Genomic DNA, 23,669 nt, shown 5'->3' on the forward strand with positions numbered 1-23,669 from the left:
GAGCAAGAAATGGCAAAGATTATTCAGTTATCCGATGACCTATCAAATAAAATTGCAGCTGGTGAAGTGGTCGAACGCCCGGCTTCTGTTGTGAAGGAGCTCGTGGAAAATGCGATCGATGCTAGTAGTACTGTCATTGAAATCGATGTAGAAGAAGCAGGACTTTCTTCTATTAGAATTATTGATAATGGGGTGGGAATCGATGCTGAAGATTGTAAGCTCGCCTTTCAGCGTCATGCGACGAGTAAAATCAAAGATGAAAATGATCTGTTTCGTGTCAGGACGCTCGGTTTCAGGGGGGAGGCGCTGCCAAGTATTGCCTCCGTCTCTCACTTAGAAATGAAGACAAGTACCGGTGAAGGTGCTGGAACACACTTAGCTCTCCAAGGCGGGAAGATCATTTCGGAGAAAAAAACCACTGGCCGTCGCGGCACCGAAATTGTGGTCACCAATTTATTTTATAATACGCCAGCCCGTCTAAAATACATGAAAACTGTTCATACGGAGCTTGGCAACATTTCTGATGTTGTGAACCGAATTGCACTTGCTCATCCAGAAGTGTCGATTCGTTTGCGACATCAAGGAAAAGTGCTGCTTCAAACAAATGGAAACGGAGATGTGCGGCATGTGCTTGCGGCCATTTATGGAACGGCAGTGGCCAAAAAAATGCTGCCACTACATGTACAATCACTTGATTTTGAAGTGAAAGGCTATATTTCCTTACCAGAAGTGACAAGGGCATCACGTAATTATATGTCTTCTGTTGTCAACGGTAGATATGTCAAGCATTTCCCGCTGGTGAAAGCCATTCATGAAGGATACCATACACTGCTCCCGATCGGACGCCATCCAATTACATTTATTGAGATGAAGATGGACCCCATTTTAGTCGATGTGAACGTACATCCTTCTAAACTTGAAGTCAGACTAAGTAAAGAGCAAGAACTTCATGAGTTGATCAAACAAGGGATTAAGGACGTCTTTCAAAAGCAACAGCTCATTCCAAGTGCTTCAGTGTCAAAAAAAGCACCAATGCCAGCAGTGAAAAATGAGCAACAGTCCTTATCTTTTGATTCTAAACAAACAATGAAAAGCCGAATGGAAACACCTGTTTCCTATGAGCCGGACTCACTCGCATCGGCTGTATACGAGACTAGTCAGAACGACACATACGGGGTGCGTGAACCGGAAAGTACGGAAGCGCCTTTACCAGCATCGTCTGAAGAAACGTTTGACCATGTATATGTAGAGGAATCTGCAGCTTCGCATGAACAACATGACGAAGTGATACTGGAAGAGAGTGCAGCCCAGCATCAGGCTGAAAGTGAACGTGTCCCTGTGATGTATCCGATTGGACAAATGCATGGAACATATATTTTGGCCCAAAATGAACGCGGTCTTTATATCATCGATCAGCACGCTGCCCAAGAGCGAATCAAGTATGAGTACTTTCGTGAAAAGGTAGGAGACATTGAACAGGAAGTGCAAGAAATGCTTGTTCCATTAACCTTTCACTACTCAAAAAATGATATGTTGATTATTGAAGAGCATATCGATATTTTAGCAAAAGTAGGGGTCTTCTTAGAGCCATTTGGATCAGGTAGCTATATCGTTCGATCACATCCGCAGTGGTTTCCTAAAGGGGAAGAGGCTGAACTCATCGAAGAAATCATTCAGCAAGTACTTGATGAAAAGCGTGTGGATATCAAGAAACTGAGAGAAGAAGCGGCGATCATGATGAGCTGCAAAGGCTCGATTAAAGCAAATCGTCATTTGCGTCACGATGAAATCAAAGCCTTATTAGATGAACTCCGGCAAACACAAGACCCATTTACATGTCCGCATGGCAGGCCGATTATGATTCATCATTCCACATATGAAATGGAGAAGATGTTTAAGCGGGTGATGTAGCTAGGTTTGAGATGGTGGGTGAATCGGTTTGCCCACCAATTAATTTTTCAATCCGATAGTCTGTTTCGTGTTTTTGTGATGTGAAGATAAACATCCGCTGTCATGTTGTAAGGATAACCCCTTTCCTCAAATGGATAGGGGTTTTTGTTATTTGGTTATACGATTAAGTGAAGCGTGATATGATTGTAAAAAGGAGGGAATATGATGACATTCAAAAAAGCGTTCAATATAGGTTACTTTGTTTTGCTTTTATCTTTTTTTGTCGTATATTTTTTGCTTCCAGTCGATCAACTATTTACCGCAATGATGATCCTAACCTTACTATTTGGCGTATATCAATTTGTGATTTTTAAAAAACTAAAAGAGCAAAAATAATAATAAAAAACGCCATATATGAGTTTGCCAACTAAATGATGACAGACCATCATAAGATATGGTGTAACAATTATATAAAATGCAGTAAGCACAGCGGCAAGACATGTGATAAATGAGAAAAAGCGCTCTAAGAGCGCTTTTTTGTTTAGCATCCGCAAGGATTTGGCGGTGTGACGACAACTGGTCGTTTATTAATATCAATCGTATCCTCTGCATAAAATGTGGAACCGATGCTGATCGCACGATTTTCTGCGCGGAACGTATATGTACCTGCAGCAGGAAGTACTTTATGAGAAAGTTGTAATGTATATTGGGAACTTCCGAATAAATCGAAACGAGCTGGAATGCGGACAGTTTTTCCATTGTTCAAAATGTAACTGTCTTTTAAAGCTTTTCCATTGATAATATCCTTTGTTGTGGCTTGAAAACCTGCTGGTAAAGTAAATTCAACTGCACCAATACTAAGAACAGAATTTGGACGGTAAGTCAGGTCAATGTCAGAAAAAGACCATTCTTGTTTACTTGCTCCTGTGATTTTTGCATAAAGTGCAGCTGGTCGTGCATTTGTTGAAGCTTTGCCTTCCTCTGTTTTAGCCCCTTCAGCTGATGCGGCTAGCGGTACTGAGAGTGCCATGACCAATGTAAGCATCCCCATCATAATGATTGTCCATGTTTTCTTCATTTCTTCCTTCCCCCTTGGTTGATTATAGGTAAATAATAGATGATTACATCCATTATTTACCTATAAGATTACCATATTCCTATATGTCATTAAATGGTATTTTATACCCTTATTTTGCTTGTTTTTTAGTAATAACGGTGTAGGAATGCATTTGGTTGGTTCATTCCGTAAGCATTTCCTGTCATATGATGATTTGCCGGCATCATCATCTGCATATCATGATAGCCATATGGCTGGTAGGGAGCCATACCATAATTGCCGTAGTGACCGAAGTGATGGTGATCGTTCATCTGTACATTTGAATAGGGTTCATACTGCTTCATAAAAGGGGAATAGGCTGAATGATGATGCGGATGGTGTCCGCTATAAGCATCTTTTTTACCGGTATGATAATGATTTGGCATATTCATAGGGTCATGCATGTTTGGTGCGATCATATGCTCATGATTGGCTGTATACACATTTTCAAACGTGTGATAGGGATTTCCTTGATGGTAATGGTTGGTTTGGTTATTCATATTGTTCATTTTGTATCTCATCCTTTTTTTCAGGTTGCCATATCTTATGAACTGCACCTGTTTCATGAGCCTATCCATATGAAAGAAAAGAACAACATGCAACAAAAAAACCGGCTTTTCAGCCGGGAAAACAAAAGCAGGTGCAGCGTCAAGCACTAAAATGAGAAGCTATGTCTTTTTCTGCGACGCTTCTTACATCTGCTACAGACACTTTTAGGAAAATAATGGGGATCGTAGCTTCTTGACGTATCCCAAAAATCGCTCTCAAACCAATCATCTTTTTTATGATAATACTTCTTTTTTTCACACGGCTCAATATGGTGATGATCGTCATGCTTTTTACAGCATTTTGAGTGGGAATGTTTGCTCTTGCATTTGCACATTGTCATCCCTCCTAAATGTGACTCAATGCTAGTATATGCAAGAAAGGTGTACGAGGACTGGATGGTGGCGCTCCTTTTGTAAAAAAAGGCTAATTCTTTAAAAACTCAAATAAAAAGAATTGACTAGTGCTAAATTAACATGATAAAATATAAATTTTTATCCTCTGATGAAATGTGTTATAATGATATTGTGAATACTTTCGGAGGTGGCGGATTTGTTTCAAATAGGTGATAAAATTGTTTATCCAATGCATGGAGCCGGTGTGATTGAAGGAATGGAAGAAAAAGAGATTTTAGGTAAGACGCAGGAATATTTTCTGATTCAAATGCCGAATATGCAGATGATGGTCCCAAAAGGCAGAATCAATCAACTAGGTATACGTCCGGTAGCTGATCAAGCTACGCTGAAAGTTGTGATGAACAATTTTGCAGAAGAAACAAACGACGACACGCTTACTTGGAAGCAAAGATATGATGAAAATCTGAAAAAGCTAAAAACAGGTTCGATTGAAGATGGCGCAGACGTTGTCAAAGATCTGATGAGACGTAATCAGAAAAAAGCCTTAAATTCTAGTGAAAAGAAGATGCTTGAAGATGCACGGGGCATGTTAGTGAGCGAAATTTCACTTGCACAAGGCATGTCGCAAGATGAAGTGCTGACAGCATTAGAGAATGAATTAAGAGTTTAATGCTGGATATACAGAGACTGGCTGTAAACAGAAGGAGATATTCCTTTTGTTTACAGCTTTTTTATTTGAAAAAAAGATGAAAATTCCCAATTTTGTAGGTGTTTTTGACTAAAACTAAAATGAGGTCATAGGATTTAGTTTTTACTTGGACAAGAACCGTTTTAAAGAAGCCGAAAATACCTAGGGCAACATAAAAAAACAGGTAAGTTCTCCTGATTCATGAAAAGGAGCCGGACATTCTTTGAATTCTTTTAGCGATTGATAGTAAAATAATGCGATAAGATGACATCGAAGAGAATGAAAAGGAGCGGTGAAATGAAAAGACTACTCATAAGTGGATTCATCTTTCTCATCCTGTGTGCTCTTTTAATGGTGAAATGCAGCCATTCTATCCAAGAAAATAAAGAGCAAAAACAACATTATGAAGAAGTAGAAAAGTATAAGAAAGAGCGAAAAAAAGGGGATCAATATGAAAGTTTTAAACAGCTTATACGGCATGAAAGAGACGGCTATGAGATAGAGTTTCATGAAAAAGGAGGAAGTGACTTACTTGTCTTTTCTCCTCACGGCGGTGAAATTGAGCCAGGAACAAGTGAAATTGTAGAAGCATTTGAAAAGAAGTACTCTACGTATTTATTTGAAGGGACAAAACAAGACAACAATCGTGATTTGCATATCACTAGTACAAAATTCGATGAACCGATTTTGGTTCAAATGATTAAAACATATCCCTTTTCTATATCTATCCACGGCTATAAAAGTGATAGAAGACATACACTTGTGGGCGGGACAAACGAAAAAATGCAAGAAGCGGTTGTGCGAGAACTAAAAGACAGGGGCTTCTCCGCAGAGCTCGTGCAAAAAGGCGAGCGCCTCTCTGGAACGGATCCAAACAACATTAATAATCAAAATGCAAGTGGCGAAAGTGTCCAATTAGAAATTAGTACGGCGCAGAGAAAAGCCTTTTTTGACAACTTTGATACAAGAAAAGGAAAGAAAAAAGCATTTAGTCGCTATGTCAGTGGTTTAAAAGAAGTGCTTAGAGAATTCGACCCTTCTTCGTAGAAAAAAGGTTTTGATGGGCAAAAGTACTCTCTTTAAACTTGGTAAAAAAGATAGAAATGTGCAAAATCAACATAAAATATGAAATAAATGACAATTTGCCTTAAAATCATAAATTATGTAAAATAATAGTTATCAGTTTGATATGATAGAATGGGGCTGAAGTGGATGGCACACAAAATACCATCTTCCGAAGTAGGTGTAAAAATCAATCAATGGTACACACATATTTGCAAATTTGAAGTTGATCAGGCAAACGATATGAAGCGCCTTGTTGAAGAAGACATTCATGAGATGGAAGAAGATCAAGATTTATTACTCTATTATTCTCTCATGGATTTTCGCCATCAAATGATGCTTCAGCACTTAACGCCAGTCCATGCAGGGAATGAATCGCTTCAAGCGGTTTCTTTTCCAAAAGAAATTGAAGAGGCAGAAGATGAGATGACGGGTTTATTGGGCTATTACTTTCATTTTTTCCATGGAATGTATGCATTTACCCAGCACCGGTATATCGAAGCCATTTCCTATTATAAGCATGCGGAACATCAGCTGATCTTAGTGACAGATGAGATCGAAAAAGCGGAATTTTATTATAAAATTGCTGAAGTATACTATCATATGAAACAAACCTATTTTTCTATGCATTATGCGAAAAAAGCGAGAGACATCTATAAGAAACATCAGCTTTATGGAAAAAGAAGCATTCAATGCGATTTTGTGATGGCAGGTAATTGGATTGATGTAAGTCAGCATCAAAAAGCGCTCCCGTATTTAGAAAAAGCTTTAAAAGTGTGTGAAGCAATGGAAAGAAAAGAATGCACATCTTATTTTAAGGCGATGGCCCTCAATAACTTAGGAACTTGTCATTATAGTATGGGAACCTATCATACAGCGACGGTCTTCTTTGAACAAGCCATTTCACTTTATCAAAAAGATCAAGCTGCAACGATGATCAAATCATTGTTTTCACTGGCTCTTACTTGTTTTAAACTCGAAGATATGGAGCGAGCGAGTGAGGCTATAAAGGAAGGCATGAATCAGGCATCTATATTGGGAGATGAAATTTATCAATTGAAATTCCAATTTTTACAGGCACTCTATATAGAAACAGACAGCTCTGAACAATTGAGATCAGCCCTTTTGGGACTACGAAACAAAAAAATGTTTGCTGATTTAGAGGAATTGGCACTTGATGCGGCTAATTATTATAAGGAACGCGACATGTACAAGGAATCTTCCACTTTTTTTGAAATTGTGATCGAAGCGCGTACGCACATTCAAAAAGGAGATGAGATGTATGAGAACGAAGCATAACATGTCAGCTGCTCAAGTAGAAGAAAGACTTCACACATAAAAACAGACAAAACAACACCCTTTACGAAAAACGTAAAGGGCTTTTTTATTTATTCTTGGATGGCTTTTTCTGCGTCGATGGCACCTGCTCCGTAAATCATTGGGTCCTCTCCAGACCACTTGCTTGTATTTTCTTTTAATAAGGCTTTGACTTCATCAGGTGTTAAATCTGGTGAATGCTCTAATAATAGTGCGCAGATACCGGCACAAATGGGTGTCGCCATCGAAGTGCCAGATAACGTCGTATAATCATCATCGACTCTACTTGATTTATCTAGTTTATCTAGGAATGATCTTGGTGATCTAAGAGAGACGATATTGACTCCTGGTGCGAGGAGGTCGGGCTTTGTTTCACCGTAGACCGTTGGACCTCTGCTCGAAAATGGTGCCACGACATCGTCACTTGATTCTGGCGTATTTCGATCATCATAGGCTCCGACCGTAATGACTTTTTGACTCACGGCAGGGCTTGCGATTGTTTGACTGTTAGGACCGGAGTTCCCAGCAGCAACGCATACAACAATCCCTTGATCCCAAGCTGCATTGACAGCGCGCACCATCGGATCGTCTTGTTCGTCATCATAACGCTGCGCATCGCCGCCTAGCGACATACTGATAATGTGAATTGGATCATCAGGATGGTCTTCGTTGAACTGTATGCACCATTCAACACCTTCTATAATAGTAGAAAGTGATCCAGCGCCTTGTTTATTTAACACTTTTACCCCAATGATATTGGCTTTTGGAGCGGGTCCTTTGTATAAGCCGTCTGAGGCAGCTCCGTCTCCAGCCACATCCCCAGCGCAATGCGTTCCATGACCGTTATCATCGTAAGGTTTCGTTTTTTGTTTGACTAAATCTACAAAGTCGCGAATTCTTCCATCTAAGTCCTCATGTGGGTATATGCCTGTGTCAACGACCGCTACCGTAATGCCTTCACCGGTTAAGGTTGTGCCATTTCGAACGACTTCATCCGCATGACTTGATTGTGTCGCCACATCCAGCAGTGCATGTACCTGTCTGTCTAAATATATTTTGCGAATATGCTCCCCATTTGCTAAGAGTTCCTCTAAAGCAGCAGGGGTAAGATCAGCTGCGCAGCAGTTAATATGTGAAAAATGTTTTTTGATGTTTGTTTTTCTGCTTTTTTTCATTAGCTGCTTTGTGCTTTGAATACCTGCTTCGACTGCATCTTCTTTAAATTCAATGATGACCCGAAGCTTCTTGCTCTTCTTTAACCTTCCTTCAAAAAAACGATGAAGAAAACAAGGCGTCCACTTAAAAGGCTTATAGAGGTGAAGGACGGTCTCTCTTAAAGGCTGATCCAATTTACTAGCATGTGTTCTGACCATTTGTACCATGGAAAATCCAAACATGTGATGCCCTCCATTCTAGCTATCCATTCTCGTACACTCTTACGTTATGAACATGACAGCATCTTTGTTCGGATTCTTGTCCCTTCTTTTGTTCATATTGGCGGCTGACTCATTCCCTTTAAAAAGAAAAGCGCTTACATTTTGTAAAATAATAGAAAAAGGTGGAAATCATATTAAAACTGCCGATGATAGGTGGGAGAGTTCTTCTTAGAGAACCAGTAAAACAGAGGATTCTGCAGAAAAAAGGGGGGTTCTAGACAGGGTCAATGCTCATACAAATGTGATTCATTCCAGATGAAAAAAATCAAATTCGCATAAAAAAAAGACGAATTAAAGAAAACAGACTGGGTAGGACTAGGTCATTTTAAACATAACTTCATTTGTTTGTCATACTATTCTAACTCTGTTTTCAATCAGGAAAGGCGTTTCTGTGTATATAAATGCAATTATCTTATTTTTGAGGAATCTCATGATCTAGAGTGTTATGATCAAATTTGAAGAGAAAATGTGGAAAAAATGAAAAGAAATGATGATTCAATATTAATCATAGAAACGGCTTAGAAATCTGTTAAAGGAGAACGGGAATGAAGAAGTTTTTTGCTTTGCTTCTCCTGCTTGTCATCGGATGGGGCGTCTATTATACCATGCAAGCACAGGAACATGATGAGCCAGTGTCATCAGGTGGAGAAGACGAAAGCGGTTCAAATGATATGTATCGCAATTTTAAAGAACTGGAAGAGAATGAATCAACAGATCATTATCAAATCACATCCAATCCAGTGCCCGGCAGCCGTCTTCTAGTGATGTCGCCTCATGGCGGGAGAATCGAAGGCGGCGTTAGTGAGATTGTCCATTTTTTTGATAACGATTTTTCTACGTACTTATTTGAAGGTTTTAGAGAAAATGCATCAGAACTTCATATTACAAGTACAAACTTCGATGAACCAATCGGAGTCGCACAGGCAAAAGCACATGATTATGTATTAGCTGTTCATGGATATAAAGGGGAGCCGGGAATTGACCACACCCTTGTTGGCGGAACAGACTATGACCGTGCTGAAAAAATTGTGAACTCATTAGAGCGCAACGGTTTTTCTGCTGAACTTGCAGTTGCACACGCAACCCTAAGCGGAACGAGCAATCATAATATTAATAATCTTACAAAAACAGGGCAAAGTGTACAGCTTGAGATTAGTAGAAGTCAACGGGAAGCGTTATTTGACAGTTTCGATTTTCGGTATCGATCGAGTACAAAAAACGAGACGTTCTACCGGTATGTCAGGGCGATTCGCACGGTGCTGGATGAAGAATATACGTAAGGATGGTGCACATCTTAAGACAGCAAGGTGAATTCTTGTTACACTATAAAAAGTGATAACAAAAGGAGAGACAGATATGGCGCGTCATCATTTTCATCTTCAGGCAAGCTGGCCTGGTCTGCGTAACGATGTGGGGACAATCGAATGTGCACAGTTAAAGACGGAGATTTCCATTCCAAAAGAAATGGATGGACCGGGTATTGGAACAAATCCAGATGAGATGCTCCTAGGTGCAGCGGCCACATGTTATATCATTACACTTGCAGCCATGATGGAGCGGAGTCAATTAGAGAAAGAGGATCTATCGATGAGCTCTGAGGCAGTTGTCGATGTGACAAACGGTGTGTTTACATATGAGAAAATCATTCACCGTCCTGTCATCATTCTCAAAGAGTCTGCTACTGCACAGGACATAGAACGAGCTCGTAAGCTTGCACATAAAGCTGAAAGCTCATGTATGATCTCTAGAGCTGTGCAAGGGAATGTCCATATTTCCTTAGAAGAAACCATCAAAGCTGGTTATTAAGATAAAAAAGTCATTTTCTCTTGATTAATGGAGAAAATGACTTTTTTTATGACGTCCATTCGGTTTGATCGAATGGTTCTTTCTTTTGTTTTTTGGATTGATTTAAGACAATGACGCCGCATATGACAAGTGCAAGACCAATAAATCCTTTCATATGAATGGTTTCGTTAAATAGCACGAGGCCCACTAGAGCAGTAAGTGCTGTACCGACCCCAGACCAAGTGGCATATGCAGATGACAGCTCAATTGTTTTGAGTGCCAAACTGAGAAAGGTAAAGGCGCACCCAAATCCGATCAGGACCCCCATACTCGGCAGCGCCTGTGTAAAACCTTGCGAAAGCTTCAGCATCGTACTGCCAAAAACCTCTGTCAAAATGGCTCCTGTTAAATAAAGCATTCCTTTCATATCACTTCACATCCTTTAAGACATATTTAATAGTACGACCCCTGAAACAAGCATTGCCATTCCAATAAGTGCTTGACGGTTCAAGGTTTCTTTGAAAAAGAGCACGCCAAAAAAAGCCGTGAGGACGGTACCTACCCCAGACCATGTGGCGTAAGACATGCTAAGTGGAATGATATTAAGGGTCAATGACAGCATGTAAAAAGCAAGTGTATAACCAGCGACAACGACAGCGCTAGGTTTAAAGCGTGTGAAACCATTTGATAGTTTCAGCATCGCTGCCCCAATCGCTTCTGAAAAAATGGCGATAGCCAAAAAAAGATATCCGAGGATCATCATCATCCCTCCTCTAAAATGTGTAAAATCCGATGAAGTAAAAGGGTTTTTTCCTCTCGATTCAATGGTTCAAGCTGAAACATTTCTGAAAACCATATGCCATCACAGGCAAGACGGATCAATTGGCTAAGTGCAGGGTCATTGATTTCCTCGGCTGCTTTTTCTTTAAATTCCGCATAAAAATGACGCCAAGGATTTAATAACGCTTCATCAAATGACATGGTTGCCAGCATACTTGTACATAGCTGTGTGGTGTTTTGTCTATCAAGATCATTTAATGTGGCCAATATATAGGCACGTACATAGGGCGCCTTTTCGTTTTTGTATGTTTCCTGATACGTGTCAAGCTGCTGACGAAAAGAGGCAACCGCATGCTCATTCATTTGCTGGATCAGGTCTTCCTTGCTCGAAAAATGATACAGTAGCCCAGCTTTGGTCATATTTGCATGTTCTGCCACCTGCTGAAGGGTGAGCTGACTCAATCCTTCTTTTAGAATGGTGTGAGCTGCTGCCTCAAAAATTTGTTCTTTTTTCGTTTTAGACATAAAAAAAACACCTACTTTACTGAACGGTCGGTAAAGTAAATGTTAACCTATGAAAAACAAATGTGTCAATCGATTCATTTTATAAGAGGATGTTTTCACTAAATCGTCATATTCAATAATAAGGGTATGGTCCATAAGGCGGGTATGGCGGTGGATAAGGATAACCATAGCCATATCCTGGAGCAAGAAGCGACCCAGCTAAAAGCCCTCCAGCAAAACCACCTAAAAATGGCGGTCCAAAAAATCCAGGTCTCCCATAGCCAAAACCAGGGCGCCCAAACCCAAACCCAGGTCTTCCAAAACCAAATCCAGGGCGTCCAAATCCAAAAGGTCTTCTCATCTCATCTTGAACAAACGGTGCGTCAAAATAATTCATAAAAAAAGACTCCTTTCACATAAAATCACTGTAACTGACATCAGTGTATTCGAGTGGCCCACTTGTGTTTGGGTGAATGCCTAAAATAAGGAGGAATGTAAAAAATGGGCCTGTATCCGTCTGATTGGGCTAAATGTCCACCTCATGCACATGCTTATAAAGCGAGAACGGATGTAACCGAAGAACATTATCATTTAATAGAAGGTATTTCTCAGCCTGTGAATGGAAGCAGTACCGACAGTCATACTCATTATTACCGGGGGATCACATCATTTGAAAGAGGGCATTTCCATAGATATTATGGCGTCACTGGACCTGCTATCCCAAGAGTGGACGGGACGCACTACCATGAAATTGAGGAAGTCACGTTTTCTGCCTATACCGACTCTGTCCCGATTCCATACGGGGGAGTCGTTTACAGTCCAGATGAAGAAAGGCCAACGCATAAGCACCGTTTAAAAGGAAAGACATATGAAGTGGTCGGGAATGAACCACTTGGCTGGTGACGGGAGGATATAGGAGAGAAAGAGAAGTTATGCTATACTGTAGGCAGTTTGTAAAAGAGAGTGATGTTATGAAAAAACAACCAGTGATTGTATTAGTAGGTCCGACGGCTGTCGGAAAAACAAAGCTGAGCATTGATATAGCGAAAGCATTTAATGGAGAAATTATCAGCGGGGATTCCATGCAGATCTATAAAGGAATGGATATTGGCACAGCGAAAATCACCCCTGAAGAAATGAATGGCGTACCGCACCATTTAATCGATATTAAACAACCGGATGAATCGTTTTCTACAGCTGAATTTCAGCAGCTTGTCCGCTTAAAAATCAAAGAGATAGCTGCGAGAGGGAATACGCCCATGATTGTTGGTGGAACTGGGCTATATATTCAGTCTGTTTTATATGATTACACGTTTACTGATGAGAAAAGTGATCCTGCTTTTAGAGAAGAGATGACGCTGTTTAAGCAGCAGCATGGACCGATCAAACTGTATGAAAAGCTAAAAGAAGCCGATCCTGACGCTGCAAAAGCGATTCATCCGAATAACGTCCGCCGCGTGATCAGGGCGCTTGAAATCATCCATACAACAGGTCAGAAAATGTCTGATATGCAAAACGGGCATCAAGAAGTTCCTCTTTATGATACTGCCTTCATTGGGCTGAAAATGGACCGAGAGCTTTTGTACGAGCGCATTCATCAAAGAATTGATATGATGTTAGATGAAGGCTTAATTGAAGAAGTGAGCGCACTTTATCAATCTGGTTTGAAAGATTGTCAGTCTGTTCAAGCGATTGGTTATAAAGAGTTGTATGCCTATTTTCAAGGCAACTGCTCACTTGATGAAGCCATCCAGCAATTAAAACAAAATTCCCGCAGATATGCGAAGCGTCAGTTTACGTGGTTCCGTAATAAAATGGATGTCACCTGGTTTGATATGACACCACCTTGCCACTTTTCGGACAAAAAAGAGGAAATTTTCGCATATATAGCAGGAAAGCTTGGACTTAAAGCGAAACTGTAGTTATCAGAATCAAGGAGGACGAAACATGAAACCGATTAATATTCAGGACCAATTTTTGAATCAGATCCGCAAAGACAATACATTTGTCACAGTATTTTTACTGAATGGCTTTCAGCTTCGCGGTCAAGTAAAGGGATTTGACAATTTCACGGTGCTGCTTGAGACAGAAGGGAAGCAGCAGCTTATTTATAAACATGCGATTTCAACATTTGCACCTCAAAAAAATGTAAATCTTGAATTAGAATAAACACCCGTTTTCACCAATAGCCCCATGCAGCTGCGAATAAACCGGCCGAAACCCGCTACGTTTTTTGTCAGTGCAGAGGGGCTATTTTGCATGCCATGAAACTTTTCTGTCCAAGTTGCGTATAAATCCTTATTGGACATTTAAAAGGTGAGGGGATTTATATGGAAAATGCAGAGCTTGAATTGAGAAGGATTCGAGTGATCCTTCTTTTGATTGGAATCGTTGTCTTATTTGGAGCATGCGCCATCTCGAACATCGAAACGAGACAAGAAAGTTGGCATAACCATTCTGGTGAGCATGATGGGAGCCATGTTGATGGTCTTTTACCATCATCTGTTGCGCTAAAAAATAATCACATTGCTGTTGTAAAAGATGATGAAGTACATGTATACCGGTTTGATGAAAAAGAAGGAGAGCTGACGCTCATTACGACAAAATACATAGATGAATGGGATGAAGATGATGGTGATAGTGAAGACTTTGATGAAGAGTAAGCACGTAAATTTACAAATGAATGTGAAGTCGCTACACTATAAACATGCATCAGACATCTAGACAGAAAAGGATGAGTTCATGACACACAAAATTAAAATTAATCATTGGGAACAAACTTGTGAAGATGACTCCTGTTTCGAATATGGAACAAGCGTTTCTGTAAACGGGAAAGAGTTAGTAAGAGAAGCCTCGATCGTCTCTGCGCTTGAAGCGGTGCTGAAAGAATTAGGTGTTGAAGTGGAAATAACAGAAGTGTCAGAAGATTTACAGTGCGATGCCTACAAAAAATAAAACAAAAAGTCTAGTCTACTAAGCGATTTTTTTTCGTGTTATGATAGATTTCGGTTTCAGTTGAATAGGGAGTAGGGCAGTCTATTTTTAGAACCTGCTCTGCTCTATTTATTTGAACGTACGAGTTCGGCTATGAATGTTCGGCCGGGTTGGTTGATTTTTTTCGTTTCGAGCATCTATATGTTGTGTTTTGAAAAAACATAGTATACTATATATAGTGAATAGCGGAATGATCAACAATACTAAAAACTAGGTCGTGATGGAATTGATTCAAATCGTATTTGATTCAAAAACAGGAAATGTTCAACGCTTTTTGGACAAGACCCCTTTTACAGACAAACGAAAATTGACTGGAGAAGAGTTTTTGGATACGCCGTTTATTCTCGTCACCTTTACGACAGGATTTGGACAAGTCCCTGGTACCACTCAGTCATTTTTAGAGAAAAATGCGCACCTTTTACTAGGTGTAGCGGTGAGTGGGAACAAAGTGTGGGGAGATAACTTTGCCAAAAGCGCCGATACGATTTCTAAACAATATCAAGTTCCTATTTTGCACACCTTTGAACTAAGCGGAACAAAAAGGGATGTTGAATTGTTTACACAGGAGGTAGAAAGAATTGTCACAAAATCAGGTTCCAAAGTGGATACAATTAAATAACGAGATTATGATTCAAAAAGAAGGAAAGTTTCAGTTCGACAAGGACAAAGAAGCTGTACATAGTTATTTCGTAGATTATATTAATCAAAACACGGTCTTCTTTCATAATCTAGAAGAGAAGATTGATTACTTAATAGAAAACGACTACTATGAGGAAGAATTTTTAAGACAATACAGCATGTCAGATATTAAAGAAGTATTTGAAGCTGCATATGCCAAGAAATTTAGATTCCCATCATTTATGAGTGCGTTTAAGTTTTACAATGACTATGCACTGAAAACAAATGACAAAAAGAAAATCCTTGAACGCTATGAAGACCGCATTTCAGTTGTGGCTCTTTTCTTTGCGGGCGGAGACAAAAAGAAAGCACTTGAGTTTGTGGAACTGATGATCAACCAAGAGTATCAGCCAAGTACACCAACATTCTTAAACGCAGGCCGTAAAAGACGTGGTGAGCTGGTGAGCTGCTTCTTGCTTGAAGTGAATGACTCATTAAACGATATCTCAAGAGCCATTGATATTTCCATGCAGCTGTCTAAATTAGGCGGCGGCGTCAGCTTGAACCTTTCAAAGCTTCGTGCGAAAGGTGAAGCGATCAAAGATGTTGAAAATGCGACCAAAGGTGTCGTAGGCGTCATGAAACTTCTTGATAATGCATTCCGATATGCAGATCAAATGGGACAAAGACAAGGTTCAGGAAGTGCGTACTTGAATATTTTCCACAGAGATATTAATGATTTCTTAGATACGAAAAAGATCTCTGCGGATGAAGATGTTCGTGTGAAAACACTTTCGATCGGTGTCGTCATTCCAGATAAATTTATCGAGCTTGCTAGAGAAGATAAAACAGCTTACACATTCTATCCTCATACAGTTTATAAAGCTTATGGACAGCATCTTGATGAGATGGATATGGAAGAAATGTATGACGAGCTTGTAGAAAACCCGAAAGTCAAAAAAGAAAAAGTCAATCCGAGAAAACTTCTTGAAAAATTAGCTGTTCTGCGCTCAGAATCAGGCTATCCATATATCATGTTCCAAGATAATGTGAATAGAGAGCACGCTCTGAACCATATTTCACGTGTGAAATTCTCAAACCTTTGCTCAGAAGTACTTCAAGCTTCAGAAGTCTCTTCTTACACGGACTATGATCAAGATGATGAGATCGGACTTGATATTTCTTGTAACCTTGGTTCTTTAAATATCATGAACGTGATGAAAAACAAATCCATTGAAAAAACAGTTAAGCTTGCAACGGACTCACTCACACTTGTGTCTGAAACAACAGATATCCGCAATGCACCAGCTGTTAGAAAAGCGAACAAAGCGATGAAGTCAATTGGACTTGGTGCGATGAACCTTCATGGGTATTTAGCTCAAAACCAAATCGCTTATGAAAGTGAAGAAGCAAGAGATTTCGCTAATACGTTCTTTATGATGGTGAACTATTACTCCATTAAGCGTTCAAGTGAACTTGCAAAAGAAAAAGGGGAAACATTCCACCGTTATGAGGGCTCTGGTTATGCAACAGGTGAGTACTTCAATAAATACGTAGAAAATGATTTCACTCCAAAAACAGAAAAAGCAGCTGCGCTATTTGAAGGCATGCACATTCCAACAAAAGAAGATTGGGCAGCACTCAAAGATTTTGTAGCGGAAAATGGCATGTACCATAGCTATCGATTATGTATTGCGCCAACAGGTTCTATTTCGTATGTTCAATCGGCAACAGCTTCTGTAATGCCAATTATGGAACGTATCGAAGAAAGAACATACGGAAACAGCAAAACGTATTATCCAATGCCAGGACTTTCAGCACAAAACTGGTTCTTCTATAAAGAAGCATACGATATGGACATGTTTAAAGTAGTCGATATGATCGCAACCATTCAGCAGCACGTCGATCAAGGAATTAGCTTTACATTATTCCTAAAAGATACGATGACAACGCGTGACTTAAACCGCATCGATCTTTATGCACACCATAAAGGCATTAAGACACTTTATTATGCAAGAACGAAGGATACAGGGCAGGAAGGCTGTCTTTCTTGTGTTGTTTGATTAAAGGAGAGTTTAACGTGACAAAAATTTATGATGCAGCCAACTGGTCAAAACACGAAGACGATTTTACACAAATGTTTTACAACCAAAACGTCAAGCAATTCTGGCTTCCAGAAGAGATTTCCTTAAACGGGGATCTCTTAACATGGAAATATTTAGGTGAAGAAGAGCGAGATACGTACATGAAGGTACTGGCTGGACTGACGTTACTTGATACAGAACAAGGAAATACAGGAATGCCGATAGTGGCTGAACATGTGGACGGTCATCAGCGTAAAGCCGTGTTAAACTTTATGGCCATGATGGAAAATGCCGTGCATGCAAAATCATACTCAAATATCTTCATGACGCTTGCACCGACTGAAACGATTAGTGAAGTATTTGAATGGGTCAAGAAAAATAAATTCTTGCAAAAGAAAGCAGATATGATTGTAGGTCTGTACCGTTCCATTCAAAAGGATGACCCGATTTCCTTATTTAAAGCAATGGTTGCTTCAGTGTATTTAGAAAGCTTCCTATTCTATAGCGGCTTTTACTACCCGCTATATTTCTACGGTCAAGGAAAGCTCATGCAAAGTGGTGAAATCATTAACTTGATTTTGCGCGATGAAGCGATTCACGGTGTGTATGTTGGATTGTTAGCACAAGAAATTTACAACAAACAAACACCTGACGTGCAAAAAGAGCTTTATGATTTCTCTATCGATCTGCTTAATGAGCTTTATGAAAATGAACTTCATTACACTGAGGATATTTATGACCAAGTCAATTTATCGCATGATGTGAAAAAGTTCATTCGTTACAATGCCAATAAAGCGTTAATGAACCTTGGATTTGCCCCTTACTTTGAAGAAGAAGAGATCAACCCAATTGTATTGAACGGACTCAATACAAAAACAAAGTCACATGACTTCTTCTCAATGAAAGGGAACGGCTACAAAAAAGCAACAGTTGAGCCGTTAAAAGATGATGATTTCTTCTTTGGAGATGAATCATAAGTAAAACGCAAAAGTCAAAACGCATCACTCGTTTTGGCTTTTTGCCATTTCTAACAATGTGTTACATACTGGAGGTTACCGAACATGGGAAAAATGGACGAAATCATTTTAGTTGCACCGCGCGCACGCTTGTTCCAAAACGAAACACTTGCGTTTAATGGTGTGAATAGTGAAGAGAAAACAATCAGCACCATAATGAAAGAAATCGAAGAGCACTTCGAACAGATGCGAAGAGGCGATGCAGAAGAAAATCCTGACTTCAAACAGCCGATACCTTATGTCGTGATTAAGCGTGAGGACGAAGTGTATGTATATGAAAGACTTCAAGGCGGGGGAGAGACTCGCTTACATCATAAGTTATCTCTTGGCTTTGGCGGTCATATGAATTTCATTGAAGGAAAAAAATTTGCTGAGATTCTAAAAGAAAATACCGATCGTGAACTGGACGAGGAACTTTCGATTCAAGAAGAAGACAAACTTGAGATGAAAACCCTTGGACTTATTAATGATGATGACAACAGTGTCGGCCGTGTGCACATCGGACTGTTATCAGCCCTTGAATTATCACCGGGTGCTCATGTAGAAGTAAAAGAAACAGATCAAATCTCAGGCAAATGGATGAAAGTAACAGATTTGAAAAAGCCTGAGTACTTCGATCATCTTGAAACATGGTCTCAATTTGTCGTGAACATTTTAGCATAATTGGATAGACAACAAACCGGCTCTAAAGATGACTTGAGCCGGTTTGTTTTTTAGATTATTGAAAAACGAATGCGTCGTGACCGGCCTGCTTTAATCGAGCGACGAGGTCATCTGCATTTTGCTTTGAACGGAAAGCGCCAGCTTGGACTCGGTACATGCCGCTATCCAGTACGACCAGCGCTTCAAATCCTTTGGATCTGAGTGTAGCTGCTAGTTCATCCGCATTGGCTTTGACCTTGAAAGCCCCTGCTTGCACTTTATATAGGTTACTTGCTTTTTTTTTCAATTGTAGGGCTTTTTCTAATCCAGTGGCATGAGCACGAGCGATCCCTTGAAGGAAAGTAGCGTTACGGAGCTTATTTGCATCAGCTACCGTATCGATGAAACCGTTTTCAGTTAAAATGGCAGACATAGAAGTTTCCCGCAGAACGTGGAAGTTCGCCGTTTTCTTGCCGCGGTCGGCAAAATCAACGGAGCGGACAATCTCATCATGAAGGGCATTGCGATACGTGGTGGTTGGTGCTGAAACGCCAGGGTACACATAACTTTCAAAACCTGTGCCTCCGCCAGCATTAATATGAATAGACACGAAATAGTCAGCTCCCCAGCTGTTTGCCGCATTCGTACGCTGGGATAACGTGACGGATTGGTCAATTGAACGACTTAAGCGGACGGAAACCCCATCATATTCACTAATCAACATATCCCTCAGAAAAAGCGCAATTTGCAGTGTGATATTTTTCTCCAAAAGTCCATTAGCAGCAGCTCCAGAATCTGTTCCTCCGTGGCCAGGATCAATAAAAATTTTCACCATCTATTCATCACCTCGTCTTTATTTTATGAGGAAATAGAAAAATTGCCTGTACAAAATGCGGAAATCATCGAGACTCTTTTCTGCACAATTTGTGATGAAAAAGCGCCATTTTTCTAAGAAAAAACAAATTGTTGGTTTGTCCGCCCGAAATGGATGAATACAATGGAAATAGCACATCATTTCCTGGGAAACCGCACAATCCCCTACAATAACCGGTATCTCGGGTCATTTTGACAGTAAACCGATGCTAGTGCGGGCGATTGTCACGATTACAGCTCCACCCGAATAGATTAAAGAGAGAAGAGCGAGAGGTGAATACGTTGGAGCGAGCTGTCACATATAAAAATAACGGCCAAATCAACATTATACTTAATGGACAGAAGCAAGTATTGGTTGATGCAGATTCAGAGGCAGAATACCTAGAGGCCTTGCAAAAAAATGAGGCCAAACACAGCATCTTACGAGAAATAGAACGAGAAATGAACAGCCTTGTCGGGATGGATGAAATGAAACGAAACATAAAAGAAATTTATGCTTGGATTTTTGTGAATCAAAAAAGACAAGAACAAGGATTAAAGGTAGGAAAGCAGGCGCTTCATATGATGTTTAAAGGAAATCCCGGCACAGGGAAAACAACGGTTGCACGGCTTGTCGGGAAGCTTTTCTTTGAAATGAATGTTCTTTCAAAGGGGCACTTAATTGAAGCGGAACGAGGAGATCTGGTTGGAGAGTACATTGGACATACAGCTCAAAAAACAAGAGATTTGATTAAAAAATCACTAGGCGGCATTTTGTTCATCGATGAAGCCTATTCTCTTGCCCGCGGAGGAGAGAAAGATTTTGGGAAAGAAGCCATTGATACCCTTGTAAAACATATGGAGGATAAGCAGCATGAATTCATCCTCATCTTAGCTGGATACTCCAAGGAAATGGATCATTTTCTTTCTCTAAATCCTGGTCTGCAATCGAGATTTCCGATCAATATCAACTTCCCTGATTATACGGTCGATCAGCTGATGGATATTGCGAAACGAATGATGGCCGATCGGGAATATGTCTTTACCCAAGAGGCAGAATGGAAACTGCGAGATTATTTAATGCACATCAAGAGCACAACGAGTCCTGCCAAATTCAGCAACGGCCGTTTTGTGCGAAACACCATTGAAAAAGCGATCCGAACTCAGGCGATGAGGCTGCTTCTTGTGGATCATTATGATAAAAAAGATTTACTTACGATTAAAAGCCATGATCTGCAAATGAAAGAGGATACGCCTTCTTGAAATGGCGTATCCTTTTTGTAAAGAGACAAGAAATTAAACCTTCCGAATGGTGGTATACGTGTGATGTGTTTGGTATGATGGTACTACTGAAACTTAAGTACAGAAAGGAAACAACTGACGTTGAATGAACATGAAATGATCGAAAAAGCGATCCTTGTCGGCTGTCAACTGCCGCATATAACGGATGAACGCTTTCAATATTCTATGGAAGAATTAGCTTCCTTAACCAAAACAGCTGGCGGTGAAGCTGTCAGCATCATGACGCAAAAAAGAAATAGACAGGACAGCGCGACTTACATCGGAAAAGGGAAAGTGGAAGAGCTTGAAGTGCTTTGCGAGGAGTTAGACTGTGACGTTATTATTTTTAACGACGAGCTTTCGCCTAGCCAGTTAAAAGCTTTGGCGACTGCCTTAGATGTGAAAATCATTGACCGTACGCAATTGATTCTAGACATCTTTGCCAAAAGAGCCCGTACAAGAGAGGGGAAGCTGCAAATAGAGCTTGCCCAGCTTCAGTATGCCTTGCCGAGATTAAGTGGACAAGGGATCAGCCTTTCAAGACAAGGCGGCGGAATTGGCGCAAGAGGTCCAGGTGAAACAAAACTTGAGACAGATAGACGTCATATTCGAAATCGCATACACGAAATTCACGGACAACTATCTGCAGTCAAAGAACATCGCACGAGATACCGGGAACGACGGAAGAAAAATGGCGTATTCCAAATCGCTATTGTCGGGTACACAAATGCCGGGAAATCAACATTGTTTAACCAGTTAACAGAAGCGGATAGCCATGAAGAAGATTTGCTGTTTGCCACACTTGACCCAATGACGCGTAAAATGACACTTGAATCTGGCTACAGTGTACTGATTTCCGATACAGTTGGTTTTATTCAAGACCTTCCAACCACACTGATTGCAGCATTTCGTTCCACTCTTGAAGAAGTAAAAGAAGCAGACTATTTGCTTCATGTGATCGATTCTTCGAATGAGGATTATGAAGGTCATGAACGAACGGTTCATAAGCTTTTAGAAGAATTAGAAGCTGACCGTATTCCGATGCTGACAGTCTATAACAAAAAAGACCAAATCCGGCCGGATTTTATCCCTTCCTCAAAGCAGCGCCACATTTTAATCAGTGCTAGGCGCGAGGAAGATGTGAAGCGGTTAAAAGCGGATATCATGGCTGAACTGAAAAAAGATTTTTTAAAGCCATATCATGTAAGGATTCCAGCATATGAAGGGAAACTCATATCTGCCTTAAAGTCAGAAACCTTGGTGGAATCACTGGAATTCCAAAAGGAAGCAGAGCTTTATGACATCACTGGATTTAGTGGTGAGGAGCAAACCATATTAGGACAAATCAAGAAGTATATGTTGTAGGAAAGGAATTAAATCACGATGTTTCACACTTTAAAACATGGCACCATTTTAGAAAAAAAAGCAGCAGAAGCAGAACAAGACATTTCACAAATACATCAGCAAATTGATCGAAAGAGCGAACAAAATGAGTGGCGGGTTCTTGAAAGCTACCGGAAACATAAAGTCAGCGACTCTCATTTTAACCCGACAACTGGTTATGGCTACGATGATATGGGAAGAGACACGTTAGAAAAGATCTATGCGGATGTATTTGGAGGGGAAAGCGGTCTTGTACGCCCGCAGATCATTTCTGGAACACATGCCATTTCCATCGCCTTATTCGGTGTGCTGAGACCTGGTGATGAATTGATCTACATGACGGGGAAACCTTACGATACCCTAGAAGAGATTGTCGGGATTCGCGGCAAAGAAGGGACAGGCTCATTAAAAGATTTTCAGATCGATTACAAAGCCATTGATTTGCGTCAAGATGGATCTGTCGATTTCGATAAAGTCAAAGAATCTATTTCCCAAAAAACAAAAGTCATCGGGATTCAGCGTTCTAAAGGCTATGCGTCAAGACCATCCTTTACAATAGAAGAAATTGAACAAATGATTTCATTTGTGAAAGACATCAATGAGGACATCATTGTATTTGTTGACAACTGTTATGGTGAATTTACTGAATTACAAGAGCCGTGTCATGTGGGCGCAGACCTTATGGCAGGTTCTCTCATTAAAAACCCAGGCGGCGGCCTTGCCAAAACTGGCGGCTACATTGTCGGTAAAGAAAAATGGGTAGAAGCTTGCTCTTATCGAATGACATCTCCAGGCATCGGCAGTGAAGCGGGTGCATCGCTGTATGCGCTTCAAGAAATGTATCAAGGATTTTTCTTAGCACCGCATGTTGTTGCACAAAGTTTAAAAGGCGCCGTGTTTACAGCGCGTTTTCTTGAAAAACTCGGGTTCCAAACAAACCCGTCGTGGAATGCGAAAAGAACCGACTTGATTCAATCTGTAGAATTTGGAGACCCTAAAAAAATGATTGCATTTTGTCAGGCGATTCAATATGCATCACCGATTAACAGTCATGTCACACCGCATGCAAGCTATATGCCGGGATACGAGGACGATGTGATTATGGCAGCGGGCACATTTGTCCAAGGAGCCAGCATTGAATTATCAGCTGATGGTCCGATTAGACCGCCTTACACAGCCTATGTTCAGGGCGGTCTCACGTACGCCCATGTGAAAAATGCCATTTGCAGTGCAGTAGATGCCTTATTAGAGCAAGGTTTTATTGAAGTGCCTGCTCGATAAAAAAATCCATGTTAATATTCCTAACATTTCGTTGACACATAATATAACATGACATATA

Annotated in this window: 27 protein-coding genes; 19 read left to right on the plus strand and 8 right to left on the minus strand. The window is 40.4% G+C overall.

The window, feature by feature from the left end:
* Positions 1 to 9 precede the first annotated feature (9 nt).
* Both mutL and ID12_RS19385 read left to right on the plus strand, forming a co-directional pair.
* The gene (mutL, locus tag ID12_RS13040; RefSeq protein ID WP_050827279.1) at positions 10 to 1,911 is read left to right on the plus strand and encodes a DNA mismatch repair endonuclease MutL; all 1,902 of its coding nucleotides are present in this window, start codon (positions 10 to 12) and stop codon (positions 1,909 to 1,911) included.
* Between the two features lie 204 nt (positions 1,912 to 2,115).
* Positions 2,116 to 2,286 (plus strand): hypothetical protein, encoded by a 171-nt coding sequence (locus tag ID12_RS19385; protein WP_017359046.1) that lies wholly within the window; start codon positions 2,116 to 2,118, stop codon positions 2,284 to 2,286.
* 145 nt (positions 2,287 to 2,431) lie between these two features.
* Here ID12_RS19385 and bslA read toward each other — a convergent pair whose 3' ends face one another.
* Together bslA and ID12_RS13050 are read right to left on the minus strand one after the other, a co-directional pair.
* The gene (bslA, locus tag ID12_RS13045; protein WP_017359045.1) at positions 2,432 to 2,968 is read right to left on the minus strand and encodes a biofilm surface layer hydrophobin BslA; all 537 of its coding nucleotides are present in this window, start codon (positions 2,966 to 2,968) and stop codon (positions 2,432 to 2,434) included.
* Between the two features lie 125 nt (positions 2,969 to 3,093).
* Positions 3,094 to 3,495, minus strand: a complete 402-nt coding sequence (locus tag ID12_RS13050; protein WP_050827691.1) for a hypothetical protein — start codon at positions 3,493 to 3,495, stop codon at positions 3,094 to 3,096.
* Positions 3,496 to 4,084: 589 nt separating this feature from the next.
* Between ID12_RS13050 and ID12_RS13060 the strand changes: the two genes are divergently transcribed.
* From ID12_RS13060 to ID12_RS13070, 3 genes are all read left to right on the plus strand, one after another.
* Positions 4,085 to 4,558 (plus strand): CarD family transcriptional regulator, encoded by a 474-nt coding sequence (locus ID12_RS13060; RefSeq protein ID WP_007499456.1) that lies wholly within the window; start codon positions 4,085 to 4,087, stop codon positions 4,556 to 4,558.
* Positions 4,559 to 4,873: 315 nt separating this feature from the next.
* Positions 4,874 to 5,623 carry a poly-gamma-glutamate hydrolase family protein gene (locus ID12_RS13065; protein ID WP_017367282.1) on the plus strand — a complete coding sequence of 250 codons (750 nt, stop codon included), beginning with the start codon at positions 4,874 to 4,876 and terminating at the stop codon, positions 5,621 to 5,623.
* Positions 5,624 to 5,788: 165 nt separating this feature from the next.
* Positions 5,789 to 6,937 (plus strand): Rap family tetratricopeptide repeat protein, encoded by a 1,149-nt coding sequence (locus ID12_RS13070; protein WP_039166583.1) that lies wholly within the window; start codon positions 5,789 to 5,791, stop codon positions 6,935 to 6,937.
* An 89-nt stretch (positions 6,938 to 7,026) separates the two neighbouring features.
* Here ID12_RS13070 and ID12_RS13075 read toward each other — a convergent pair whose 3' ends face one another.
* Positions 7,027 to 8,352, minus strand: a complete 1,326-nt coding sequence (locus tag ID12_RS13075; RefSeq protein ID WP_017367283.1) for a S8 family peptidase — start codon at positions 8,350 to 8,352, stop codon at positions 7,027 to 7,029.
* Between the two features lie 584 nt (positions 8,353 to 8,936).
* Here ID12_RS13075 and ID12_RS13080 point away from each other — a divergent pair.
* Together ID12_RS13080 and ID12_RS13085 are read left to right on the plus strand one after the other, a co-directional pair.
* A complete protein-coding gene (locus ID12_RS13080) occupies positions 8,937 to 9,671 on the plus strand; it encodes a poly-gamma-glutamate hydrolase family protein (protein ID WP_017359039.1) in 735 nt (244 codons plus the stop codon).
* A gap of 76 nt (positions 9,672 to 9,747) precedes the next feature.
* Positions 9,748 to 10,197, plus strand: coding sequence for an OsmC family protein (locus ID12_RS13085; protein ID WP_017359038.1), 450 nt, complete (start codon positions 9,748 to 9,750; stop codon positions 10,195 to 10,197).
* Positions 10,198 to 10,243: 46 nt separating this feature from the next.
* Here ID12_RS13085 and erbB read toward each other — a convergent pair whose 3' ends face one another.
* The 4 genes from erbB to ID12_RS13105 form a co-directional block, all read right to left on the minus strand.
* Positions 10,244 to 10,603: an SMR family multidrug efflux transporter EbrB gene (gene erbB / locus ID12_RS13090; protein ID WP_017367285.1), complete on the minus strand. Its 360-nt coding sequence runs from the start codon at positions 10,601 to 10,603 to the stop codon at positions 10,244 to 10,246.
* 15 nt (positions 10,604 to 10,618) lie between these two features.
* Positions 10,619 to 10,936 carry an SMR family multidrug efflux transporter EbrA gene (erbA, locus tag ID12_RS13095; RefSeq protein ID WP_017367286.1) on the minus strand — a complete coding sequence of 106 codons (318 nt, stop codon included), beginning with the start codon at positions 10,934 to 10,936 and terminating at the stop codon, positions 10,619 to 10,621.
* Between the two features lie 2 nt (positions 10,937 to 10,938).
* Positions 10,939 to 11,481 (minus strand): TetR/AcrR family transcriptional regulator, encoded by a 543-nt coding sequence (locus ID12_RS13100; protein ID WP_008344015.1) that lies wholly within the window; start codon positions 11,479 to 11,481, stop codon positions 10,939 to 10,941.
* A gap of 112 nt (positions 11,482 to 11,593) precedes the next feature.
* On the minus strand, positions 11,594 to 11,857 hold the full coding sequence (locus ID12_RS13105) for a hypothetical protein (RefSeq protein ID WP_017359036.1): 264 nt from the start codon (positions 11,855 to 11,857) through the stop codon (positions 11,594 to 11,596).
* 104 nt (positions 11,858 to 11,961) lie between these two features.
* Here ID12_RS13105 and ID12_RS13110 point away from each other — a divergent pair, with 104 nt between their 5' ends.
* The 9 genes from ID12_RS13110 to ID12_RS13150 all read left to right on the plus strand — a co-directional run bounded on the left by ID12_RS13110 (position 11,962) and on the right by ID12_RS13150 (position 18,835).
* Positions 11,962 to 12,363 carry a YmaF family protein gene (locus ID12_RS13110; protein ID WP_046526675.1) on the plus strand — a complete coding sequence of 134 codons (402 nt, stop codon included), beginning with the start codon at positions 11,962 to 11,964 and terminating at the stop codon, positions 12,361 to 12,363.
* Positions 12,364 to 12,431: 68 nt separating this feature from the next.
* Positions 12,432 to 13,382 (plus strand): tRNA (adenosine(37)-N6)-dimethylallyltransferase MiaA, encoded by a 951-nt coding sequence (gene miaA, locus ID12_RS13115; protein ID WP_017367287.1) that lies wholly within the window; start codon positions 12,432 to 12,434, stop codon positions 13,380 to 13,382.
* 25 nt (positions 13,383 to 13,407) lie between these two features.
* The gene (gene hfq / locus ID12_RS13120; protein ID WP_003211269.1) at positions 13,408 to 13,629 is read left to right on the plus strand and encodes an RNA chaperone Hfq; all 222 of its coding nucleotides are present in this window, start codon (positions 13,408 to 13,410) and stop codon (positions 13,627 to 13,629) included.
* A 161-nt stretch (positions 13,630 to 13,790) separates the two neighbouring features.
* On the plus strand, positions 13,791 to 14,123 hold the full coding sequence (locus ID12_RS13125) for a YmzC family protein (protein WP_017367288.1): 333 nt from the start codon (positions 13,791 to 13,793) through the stop codon (positions 14,121 to 14,123).
* Between the two features lie 79 nt (positions 14,124 to 14,202).
* The gene (locus ID12_RS13130) at positions 14,203 to 14,415 is read left to right on the plus strand and encodes a hypothetical protein (protein ID WP_003212415.1); all 213 of its coding nucleotides are present in this window, start codon (positions 14,203 to 14,205) and stop codon (positions 14,413 to 14,415) included.
* A 265-nt stretch (positions 14,416 to 14,680) separates the two neighbouring features.
* Positions 14,681 to 15,073 carry a class Ib ribonucleoside-diphosphate reductase assembly flavoprotein NrdI gene (nrdI, locus tag ID12_RS13135; RefSeq protein ID WP_017359034.1) on the plus strand — a complete coding sequence of 131 codons (393 nt, stop codon included), beginning with the start codon at positions 14,681 to 14,683 and terminating at the stop codon, positions 15,071 to 15,073.
* On the plus strand, positions 15,033 to 17,135 hold the full coding sequence (nrdE, locus tag ID12_RS13140; RefSeq protein WP_017359033.1) for a class 1b ribonucleoside-diphosphate reductase subunit alpha: 2,103 nt from the start codon (positions 15,033 to 15,035) through the stop codon (positions 17,133 to 17,135). The genes nrdI and nrdE overlap by 41 nt, the downstream gene beginning before the upstream one ends.
* A 17-nt stretch (positions 17,136 to 17,152) precedes the next feature.
* Positions 17,153 to 18,133, plus strand: coding sequence for a class 1b ribonucleoside-diphosphate reductase subunit beta (nrdF, locus tag ID12_RS13145; RefSeq protein WP_008344010.1), 981 nt, complete (start codon positions 17,153 to 17,155; stop codon positions 18,131 to 18,133).
* A gap of 84 nt (positions 18,134 to 18,217) precedes the next feature.
* Positions 18,218 to 18,835, plus strand: a complete 618-nt coding sequence (locus tag ID12_RS13150) for a hypothetical protein (protein WP_050827281.1) — start codon at positions 18,218 to 18,220, stop codon at positions 18,833 to 18,835.
* 55 nt (positions 18,836 to 18,890) lie between these two features.
* Here ID12_RS13150 and ID12_RS13155 read toward each other — a convergent pair whose 3' ends face one another.
* Positions 18,891 to 19,649 carry an N-acetylmuramoyl-L-alanine amidase gene (locus tag ID12_RS13155; protein WP_008344009.1) on the minus strand — a complete coding sequence of 253 codons (759 nt, stop codon included), beginning with the start codon at positions 19,647 to 19,649 and terminating at the stop codon, positions 18,891 to 18,893.
* A gap of 320 nt (positions 19,650 to 19,969) precedes the next feature.
* Here ID12_RS13155 and spoVK point away from each other — a divergent pair, with 320 nt between their 5' ends.
* From spoVK to ID12_RS13170, 3 genes are all read left to right on the plus strand, one after another.
* Positions 19,970 to 20,929: a stage V sporulation protein K gene (spoVK, locus tag ID12_RS13160; protein WP_008344008.1), complete on the plus strand. Its 960-nt coding sequence runs from the start codon at positions 19,970 to 19,972 to the stop codon at positions 20,927 to 20,929.
* A 120-nt stretch (positions 20,930 to 21,049) separates the two neighbouring features.
* Positions 21,050 to 22,312 carry a GTPase HflX gene (gene hflX / locus ID12_RS13165; RefSeq protein ID WP_017367291.1) on the plus strand — a complete coding sequence of 421 codons (1,263 nt, stop codon included), beginning with the start codon at positions 21,050 to 21,052 and terminating at the stop codon, positions 22,310 to 22,312.
* A gap of 18 nt (positions 22,313 to 22,330) precedes the next feature.
* Positions 22,331 to 23,611 carry a methionine gamma-lyase family protein gene (locus ID12_RS13170; RefSeq protein WP_050827282.1) on the plus strand — a complete coding sequence of 427 codons (1,281 nt, stop codon included), beginning with the start codon at positions 22,331 to 22,333 and terminating at the stop codon, positions 23,609 to 23,611.
* The last annotated feature ends 58 nt before the right edge of the window (positions 23,612 to 23,669 follow it).

Origin of the sequence: Bacillus altitudinis, from assembly GCF_001191605.1 — a bacterium.
Classification (GTDB): domain Bacteria; phylum Bacillota; class Bacilli; order Bacillales; family Bacillaceae; genus Bacillus; species Bacillus altitudinis.